This window comes from Micromonospora echinofusca (assembly GCF_017614955.1).
GTDB classification, from domain to species: domain Bacteria; phylum Actinomycetota; class Actinomycetes; order Mycobacteriales; family Micromonosporaceae; genus Micromonospora; species Micromonospora echinofusca_A.
In genome coordinates this window covers 1-953 of record NZ_WVUH01000683.1, presented here as the reverse complement: position 1 = coordinate 953, position 953 = coordinate 1, and the positions used below count along the sequence as shown (strand labels likewise).

General features: G+C 71.4%; 1 protein-coding gene. It reads right to left on the bottom strand.

Annotated features, from left to right (window positions below):
* Positions 1-48 precede the first annotated feature (48 nt).
* Positions 49-819 carry a TetR/AcrR family transcriptional regulator gene (locus GSF22_RS33860; protein WP_208817955.1) on the bottom strand — a complete coding sequence of 257 codons (771 nt, stop codon included), beginning with the start codon at positions 817-819 and terminating at the stop codon, positions 49-51.
* Positions 820-953 lie beyond the last annotated feature (134 nt).

The window sequence follows — 953 nt, the reverse complement described above, 5'->3', positions numbered from 1 at the left end:
CGGGTGGCCAACCCTGCGGCCGGATGGCCGGCCGGGAGGAGCGGGTACTCAGGCCCCGGCCGAGCGCTGGCCGACGACCACGGCGATCCCGTCGAGTACGCGTTGCAGGCCGAACTCGAAGGCGTACTCCGGGGCGTACGGACCGCCGTGTGCCTGCCCGGCGGCGGTACCCACCCGGGCGGCGAGCGGATAGGTGCCTGAGCGCATGAACTTCTCCAGCCAGGGGGCGTACGACTGCCACCACTGGTCGTCGGTCATGCCGGTCTCGCGTTCCAGCTCGACGGCCTCCAGGCCGGCCCGGGCGGCGCTGCGGACGTGCCCGAGGACCAGGGTGAGTACCGCGTCCATCTCCACGTCGGACAGGCCGATGTCGGCGACCGTACGTAGTTCGTAGTCGTACTTGGCGAGCAGGTTGGGCCCGAGTACCGGCCGGGTGGTCTCCACCCGGAGCAGCCAGGGATGGTTGCGGTAGAGCGCCCAGTTCGCCCGGGCGACCTGTTCCAGCCGGGCCCGCCAACCGCCGGTCACCTCGGCGGGTCGGTCCATCTCGCCGTAGAGCAGGTCGACGATGACGTCGAGCAGCTCGGCCTTGCCGGGTACGTAGGTGTAGAGCGACATGGTGCCGACGCCCAGTTCGTCCCCGACGCGACGCATGGTGACCGCGTCGATCCCGTCCCGGTCGGCGATGCCGATGGCGGTCCGGGCGATCCGGTCGACGCTCAGCTCCGGGCCGCCGCCCCGGCTCGCCGGTTCCCGGGTACGCCACAGGATTGCCAGGCTACGGGCCGGATCGACCCTGGATCTGCGCTCGCTCGCCATAGTCCGCCCATGCTACCCGGCTGTTAGGAAGGGGCCCTTGTTATCGCTATGCGTTAAGCGGGGGCCCTTCCTTACCGCTCAGCAGGGTGTGGGCGCGGGTGGCGGCGTCGGCGGCGAGCGCGGCGAGTCGGGCC

Excerpts from the sequence above, each read along its gene's own strand:
- GSF22_RS33860 (WP_208817955.1), bottom strand. The coding sequence starts at position 819 with ATGGCGAGCGAGCGCAGATCCAGGGTCGATCCGGCCCGTAGCCTGGCA.